Origin of the sequence: Moraxella sp. (assembly GCF_024227015.1) — a bacterium.
In the GTDB taxonomy this organism is placed as follows: Bacteria; Pseudomonadota; Gammaproteobacteria; order Pseudomonadales; family Moraxellaceae; genus Moraxella.
Genome location: NZ_JAAELD010000095.1, coordinates 1 through 6,987, shown reverse-complemented (window position 1 = coordinate 6,987; position 6,987 = coordinate 1). Strand labels below are relative to the sequence as shown.

Here is a 6,987-nt window from a genome sequence, read left to right as displayed (position 1 = left end):
GGCACGCCCACCACGCTCGATGAGCAGAACGAGCATCAGGCAATCTTGCCAACTTATGTCAAAATGGACAGCCTGACCATCACTCATAAGTTAAATAAAACCAAGCACACCATCGAGCCTACTGCCATCATAGTCAGTAATGACACTCCGATGAATACAGAGCTTGCCCTTGAAGGCATGGGGATAGGCTATGCGCCTGATTGGCTCGTGGAGCGTGACTTGGCAGAAGGTAGATTGGTGCGATTATTGCCTGATTATGATGTGCTGTCGGTGACCTTGTACGCGGTGTATATGGATCGAGCTTTTTTGAGTGCAAAGGTACGTGCTTTTATTGATTTTTGGGTGGAGAAGTGCCAAAAGGAATCTTGATTCGGCATCAAAAAAGACGCCAATCACGGCGTCTCTTTGGTTTTTTGAAGTATTTAAATTATTCAAAAATTTCAATATGAGCAGCGGCGCGCATCTCTTGAATCCAATCTTCTTCGGCTTGAGGTGCGATACGGCTAAAAATCATCTCGCGGGCAGCATTTTTGCGATATTGATCGGTAACGTCACGCGTGCGCTCATTATCAACTTTTAGGATATGCCAACCGAATTGAGAGCGAAACGGTGTTGAGTAGTCGCCTTTTTCGGTGTTTTTCATGACGTTTTCAAATTCAGGCACCATCTGATCTTCGCCGACCCAGCCTAGGCTGCCACGCTGCTGCGCTGACCCTGAATCATCTGAATAAGCGGCAGCTAGGTTGGCAAAATCAGCGCCTTTTTGAAGTTCGTTGTACAGGGCGTTGATTTTTTGTTCTGCCATGGCGGCATTTTGGGTGTCGTCCACACGCGCTAGGATGTGACTTGTTTGCCATTCTGGGATTAGCACGCGAGCATTGTCATTTTTAGCGACCAGTTTTACCACATCGATGCCAGCCTCGGTTACGATGGGCTGTGTGACGCTACCAGCTGATAGATTGGCGATGTGGGCAGCGATGTGAGCAGGCAGGGCGCTTTGATTAATCATGCCAGTGTCTGCACCTTGCGGCTGTGGCTCATAGTCCTTAACTTTATCAAGCGCGGCATTCAGTGAGTCGCCATTTTGTAGATTGGTGGTGATTTGTTCAGCGACAGATTGCGCACGAGCTTTGTCTTTGGTGTTAGCGTCCGCCTTATAAGGCACGCGAATGTGAATCAGGTGGTATTGCGTCTGTGAGATGCTAGCTGCATCGGGCGAGTTCAAGAAAGCTTCAACTTCCTGATCGGTGATATTAACACGTGTCGATACTTGGTGCTGCCACAACGCGCCAATCGCAGCATCCTCGATGAGCTGCTTACGTAGAGCAGCATAGCTACCAGCTTGCTTGCTGTCTAGCGAGGACTGTAGCGCTGCCAGAGAGTCTAGACCTTGCGAGCGGGCGATTTGTAGCATTTGGCGGTTGATGACAGCTTCGTTGGTGGTAACGCCAGCGCGATTAATGATGCCAAGCTGGATCTTACGTGTGATTAAGCTGTCTAGTGCGGCGCGCTGGATTTGGGCAGGCGTGGCATTGATGTTGTTGGCTTGGTATTCGGCAGCCAGTGCAGCGCTTGCGGCGATGAGTTCGCTTTTTAGGATGATTTCATCATTGACGGCGGCGATGATGCCATCTGTGCTCTGCGAAGTGCTAATATTGGCGCTGGCAATAACGGATGAGCCTAGTGCGCCTACGGCAAGCAGGCCCATGAATAATGGGCGAATTAAAAATTTGCCTTGCATATCAATTCCTTGGGAAATTTGTTTTGTTAATAAAAAATCTCATTAAGTGTAGCATTTGCCACACGCATCGTCAAATGCGAGCGCATAAATGTTAAGCACTGTGCAAAATTTTACCAAACCGACAGCTAACACAAAGCACTGTAACGATTTGGCAATACTAATCAATAGGCGCGTTGCCATGCATTTTGGACGTTCTCATAACCCAGTACTTTATCGTTCATGAGGTTATTTAGGCGTCCGCCGCTGGTGATGCCATTTAGGCGAATCTCTGCCATGATGGCGTTGTTGGCATCGGCATCAGGGTTTAAGCTGTTGCGATAGCGGCGTGCATAGACGGATAAACCGTAGCAGCAATCTTCATAGTTAATGCCCACCAACGCATCTAGCAAGCGGTCGTTACGATAGTCGTATTGTGCTTGACCAAGCAGACGCCAGCGATTATTGATCGGAAAAATGGCAGCTGCGGTGTAGGCTTGTAGTGGAAGCTGGACAAGCGCTTTGTTTTCTTTGCGATTGATCACGCCAAAGCTATACAGGCTTTGTTCATTTGGTTGGTAACGAATCTGTGCGGTGACGTGATTAAGGTCATAGTCGTGAGAGAATGAACCATCCGCATCGACCCATAGGCTGTTCAGCGGCTGTGTGCTTGCTTTCCAAGCCAGACCTGAGCTGTTTTCGCTATAAGCTTGGCTGTTATCGATGCCAACATTCAGATCATCCAAATAAAACTGCTGCGCCAATCCGCCATCAAAACGTGTCAAGCCATCTTTGTCGATATAACGGTAGCTTAGCGCAGGTGTAATCGCGTGCAAATCCTGAATGCGGTCATAACCCAAGAACCACGTGTTAGACAGCAGCTGATCGTAGCTCATGGCTGAGAACGCAGTCTCAAAATTTGGAATGTTGCTTTGATCTTTATGTGGGGTGTAGTTGTATTTTAGGCGTGGCGATAATACCTGATAGCCGCCCAATGACTCATCAAACCATCCAAAAGGCGAGCCTGATTTTTCAAAGAATGCTGCAGTATCTAAACCAATCTGTGGCGCAAATACTGAATATGAGCCTTCTTTTTCGCTAAGATTCTGAACCGCCAGACTGTCTTCGTCATAAGAGGCGTATAGGTGATTTAGGCTGACCTTTGGCGTGAAATAACCCCATGAGCGCAGCATCGGATAGCTTGCTGAGATTTGGTTGTACATGCGCACACCGCTTTTTTCGGTTTCAGAATTATCCTTGATGGATTTTTTGAAATAGGCAGTGTTGTGAATGCCGGTCACATCCACGCGGTCTAATGAGCTTGGAATATTGAATCGCTCACCAAGCGCATCGGTTGATTTGGGTAGAGAGTAGCTCACAGCAAGCTGCGGCAGACGAGAGTATGGCTTATCCTTATCTTGGATTGGCGTGCCGTCGTTATTGGTGCCATCAAGCGTCTGGAAGGTCTCAGCTTTTAGGTCGGCAGTCAGATGCTCGTTATAGTAACTAACACCGATGCGTCGTGATAGATTCAAAGGATTGTTTTTTAGACCCAGCGTGTCAAAATCATTGAGGTATTCGCTGTCCGATACATGGCGATAGGTCGCATAAGCCGATAAGTTTTTGAGGGCTTTTGAGTGCCATTCATGGTCATAGAATAGATGATAACGATCTTCATCGTTGTATTTACGATCGCTTGGCAGGTAGCCACCATCAATGATGCCTGAGCCGTACTTTTCGGTCAAGTAGCGAAACTCCGCTTCAAGCATCGGGTTTCTGTTCGTGAATACCGTCGGGCTTAATGTTAAATCATAATTCGGCGCAAGATTCATGTAATAAGGCGTCGTCACCTCAAAGCCATCAGAGGAGCCAAAGCCTGCGCGCGGCAACAAGAAGCCACTACTGCGACGATCATCGATAGGGAAATTAAAATACGGCAAATAAAAAACAGGCACGTCTTTGATTTTTAATGTGCTGTTCTTAGCGATGCCGCGCCCTGTGTCGCTGTTGATTTCAATGCTGTCAGCATCCAGATGCCATTTACGCTCAGTAGGTGGACATGTGGTGAACATCACATCATTCATGTGGTATTCACTGTCGCTGACTTTTTTCATTTCTTTGGCGTGCCCGTGCGCACCGATGGTCGTGCTGGCAAAGGCGACATCCTGTGCGTTAGCGGTTTGGGTTTGGGCGTTATAGTCCAATTCACCAGCCACGCCAATGATGCCTACGCCCGCGCCTTTATTTTGTTTGTCGGTATTTGACTCTTGGGTGTTTAGGATGTTGGCAGGATTATCCCCAAAAACAACTTGGCCGCTGGCGTTCGATTCGCCAGTTTTTGGGTTAAAGGTAATCTTATCGGCAAGTACTTGCTGACCATTTTGCTCTAGGATGACGTTGCCTGACAGTTCAGCGTATTCATCGTTATCATAATAACCATAATCCGCCTGAGCGTAGTAAGTGCCATCGTTGTTCTTGGTTTGGTCTGCTTGGGCTTGGAGTGAACTTGCTGATGATTGCGCTTCTAAGTCGTCAGAAGGCATTGCATCAGATGCCGCTACATCATCCAAAAAGTCCACAGTGTCATCATAATGATTGTCCGATTCTGTGTCTGCACCCAGCTGTTCAGCGAGCGTTTGGCTTTGGCGGTTTTGGCTTGGGTGTATCCATACACCTTGGCAGCGTGCATCTTGGCTGGGTTTGGCATGATAGTAGCTTGCTAATCTCTCTAAGCTCTTGCTTGGCTGGCTGGCGGTTTCTTGGTTATTTTGGGTGGATTGGACTGCTTCGTTGCTTTGCGCGAGCGCACCCATGGGTAATAAACTTGCCCCAAATAACGCCATACGAACGCTCATCATCAGACGTGCTTTTGCGTGGGTGGAGTGCGTAGGAGTGCGTTTGATTGATTTCACAGCCAATAACCTTGTTTGATCTTTTTGGTAAATGTTTGCTATTTTACACTATTTTTTAATAAAAATTGCAAGATTTTATAATCACGTCGGATTCTGCTTGATGATTTTATTTATCATCAAATTACGCATGATCCTGCGAAACGTGGTAAAATTTGCGATAATTTTCTTTTTGATATTTTAAGGAATCAACATGACAGCACGCCATGATGAGATGATGGCTTTTTTGAATGCTAACCTAAGCATGGGTTTTCGTGTGGAGAGCTTGGCGGGCGATGCCAGCTTCCGCCGTTATCATCGTATCTATATGAACGCCGGTGAGGGTGTGTACACCACTTATCTACTCATGGATGCACCACCTGATAAAGAGAGCGTGGTCGAATTCGTGAATGTCGCTGAGATCATGACCACTGCTGTCAATGTGACTGATATTATTGCGCGTGACATTGAGCGAGGGTTTTTGCTGTTACAAGATTTTGGTACGGTGGAATTTGCACATCTAATTCGTGACGATGCGGACAATGTTAATGCATATTATACCAGGGCATTGCAGACTTTAGCGGACTTGCAGACCCTGCCTACCGATGTTAATTTGCCTGCTTACAGTGATGAAAAGCTGTGTGCTGAGATGGATTTATTCACCGAGTGGTTCCTGCCTTATGTGGGTGTGTCTTTGACAGAAGATGCAAAGAGCATGTGGCAGACATTTAAAGATGATCTTATTGAGCAAATCAAGCTGCAGCCAAAAGTCGTCGTCCACCGTGACTATCACAGTCGTAATCTTATGGCGGATAAAGGCAGTGATGCGCTTGGCGTGATTGATTTTCAAGATGCGGTCATCGGCGCGTACAGTTATGATTTGGTGAGTCTGGTGCGCGATGCTTATGTTAATTTTCATGAGACTTGGGTGAATGCCAAGATTGGCGAATTTCACGCCATCAAAGCGCTAAATATTAATTTGGATGACTTTACCAGAGACGTGAACATCATGGGCGTGCAGCGCCATCTAAAAGTGCTTGGCATTTTTATTCGCCTCTCAGAACGCGATGGTAAACATCGATATCTTGAGGATATTCCAAAAGTAATGAAAGACTTGAATGCTGAGCTAGAATGGCTACAATCTCATGGTGAGCAGCGCATTGAGCCATTTTATGCGTGGTTAAAAGCGCATGTCTTGCCATCTTATCATGCTAATTTTAACTAAAAATACAAACACTAAAGGCGATATTTCGCCTTTTTTCAAGCTTATTTTAATTAAGAAGAAGTACCCATGATCACTCAAGCAATGATTCTAGCAGCGGGCAAGGGCACACGCATGCGTCCCTTGACGCTAACCACGCCTAAGCCACTTGTGCCTGTTGCGGGCAAGCCCTTGATTGTTTGGCATATTGAGCGTCTGCGCGCATCAGGCATTACTGACATCGCGATTAATGTGGGCTATTTGGGCGAGGTCATCATTGATGCATTGAGTCAGATGAGTCTTGGGGTGAATCTACACATTTCCAACGAGAGCGTGCTACCTGAACCACTAGAGACCGCAGGAGGCATCAAATACGCCTTGGCGAACGGATACCTGCGCGATGAGCCATTCATTCTGGTGAATGGCGATGTTTGGACCGAGTATGATTTTAAGGGTTTGACAGATGTTGCACTTGGTGATCGCTTAGGGCATTTGGTATTAACGGTGAATCCCGATCACAACCCAGAGGGTGATTTTGCATTAGATGGCGACAAAGCGACCCTAAAGAGCGAATCTCTGCCCAATCATACTTTTGCAGGGTTGAGTGTGTTATCACCTAAACTCGTTGAATCTGTAACCGCAGGCGAGATAGCGCCACTTGCACCATTTCTAAAAAATGCCATGCTAGAAGGGTGCATCACTGGCGAGCTGATGCAGGATAAGTGGGTTGATGTGGGCACGATGGAGAGACTCGCTCAAGTCAATGAATATGTCCATCAAAACTATTCACTGTAAAATAATCAATAAAATCAAAAATTTATAAATTATTTTACATTTTTATGAAAAAAGTGTTTGACACTACGCCAGAAATCTATATAATACGCACCACAACGAACGAACACGGTAACGTAAAAACAGCCAAGCCTGTTAAGTTCTACTAAGTTCAGCAGTTCCTAGAACATGGGCGGTTAGCTCAGTTGGTAGAGCGTCTGCCTTACAAGCAGAGGGTCAGCGGTTCGAATCCGTTACCGCCCACCATATAAGTTTTTACTTTACTTTAAAAAGTAAGCGACCTAAGCAGCGGTAGTTCAGTTGGTTAGAATACCGGCCTGTCACGCCGGGGGTCGCGGGTTCGAGTCCCGTCCACTCCGCCATCATTGAAAGCGCTCACCAGGGCGCTT

Annotated in this window: 5 protein-coding genes and 1 tRNA gene; 4 read left to right on the top strand and 2 right to left on the bottom strand. The window is 46.7% G+C overall.

Annotation, left to right across the window (positions count from 1 at the left end):
* Window positions 1–369, top strand: a 369-nt coding sequence (locus GY683_RS02155) for a LysR substrate-binding domain-containing protein (protein ID WP_297287187.1), incomplete at its 5' end; no start/stop codon positions are given.
* A 58-nt stretch (window positions 370–427) separates the two neighbouring features.
* Here the strand turns inward: GY683_RS02155 and GY683_RS02150 are convergent.
* Window positions 428–1,741, bottom strand: a complete 1,314-nt coding sequence (locus GY683_RS02150; RefSeq protein WP_297287186.1) for a peptidylprolyl isomerase — start codon at window positions 1,739–1,741, stop codon at window positions 428–430.
* Window positions 1,742–1,902: 161 nt separating this feature from the next.
* Window positions 1,903–4,629, bottom strand: a complete 2,727-nt coding sequence (locus GY683_RS02145) for an LPS assembly protein LptD (protein WP_297287185.1) — start codon at window positions 4,627–4,629, stop codon at window positions 1,903–1,905.
* A gap of 190 nt (window positions 4,630–4,819) precedes the next feature.
* On the opposite strand from GY683_RS02145, the gene GY683_RS02140 reads away from it, so the two are divergent.
* The 3 genes from GY683_RS02140 to GY683_RS02130 all read left to right on the top strand — a co-directional run bounded on the left by GY683_RS02140 (window position 4,820) and on the right by GY683_RS02130 (window position 6,844).
* Complete coding sequence (locus GY683_RS02140; RefSeq protein WP_297287184.1) at window positions 4,820–5,830, top strand: phosphotransferase; 1,011 nt, start codon at window positions 4,820–4,822, stop codon at window positions 5,828–5,830.
* A 66-nt stretch (window positions 5,831–5,896) separates the two neighbouring features.
* Entirely contained in the window at window positions 5,897–6,601 is a 705-nt protein-coding gene (locus tag GY683_RS02135; RefSeq protein WP_297287183.1) for a nucleotidyltransferase family protein, read from the top strand.
* A 167-nt stretch (window positions 6,602–6,768) separates the two neighbouring features.
* Window positions 6,769–6,844: transfer RNA gene (locus GY683_RS02130), tRNA-Val, on the top strand.
* The last annotated feature ends 143 nt before the right edge of the window (window positions 6,845–6,987 follow it).

What these genes read in the sequence shown, in the direction of transcription:
- GY683_RS02135 (WP_297287183.1), top strand. Translation starts at nt 5,897, where the DNA reads ATGATCACTCAAGCAATGATTCTAGCAGCGGGCAAGGGCACACGCATG.
- GY683_RS02140 (WP_297287184.1), top strand. Translation starts at nt 4,820, where the DNA reads ATGACAGCACGCCATGATGAGATGATGGCTTTTTTGAATGCTAACCTA.
- GY683_RS02150 (WP_297287186.1), bottom strand. Translation starts at nt 1,741, where the DNA reads ATGCAAGGCAAATTTTTAATTCGCCCATTATTCATGGGCCTGCTTGCC.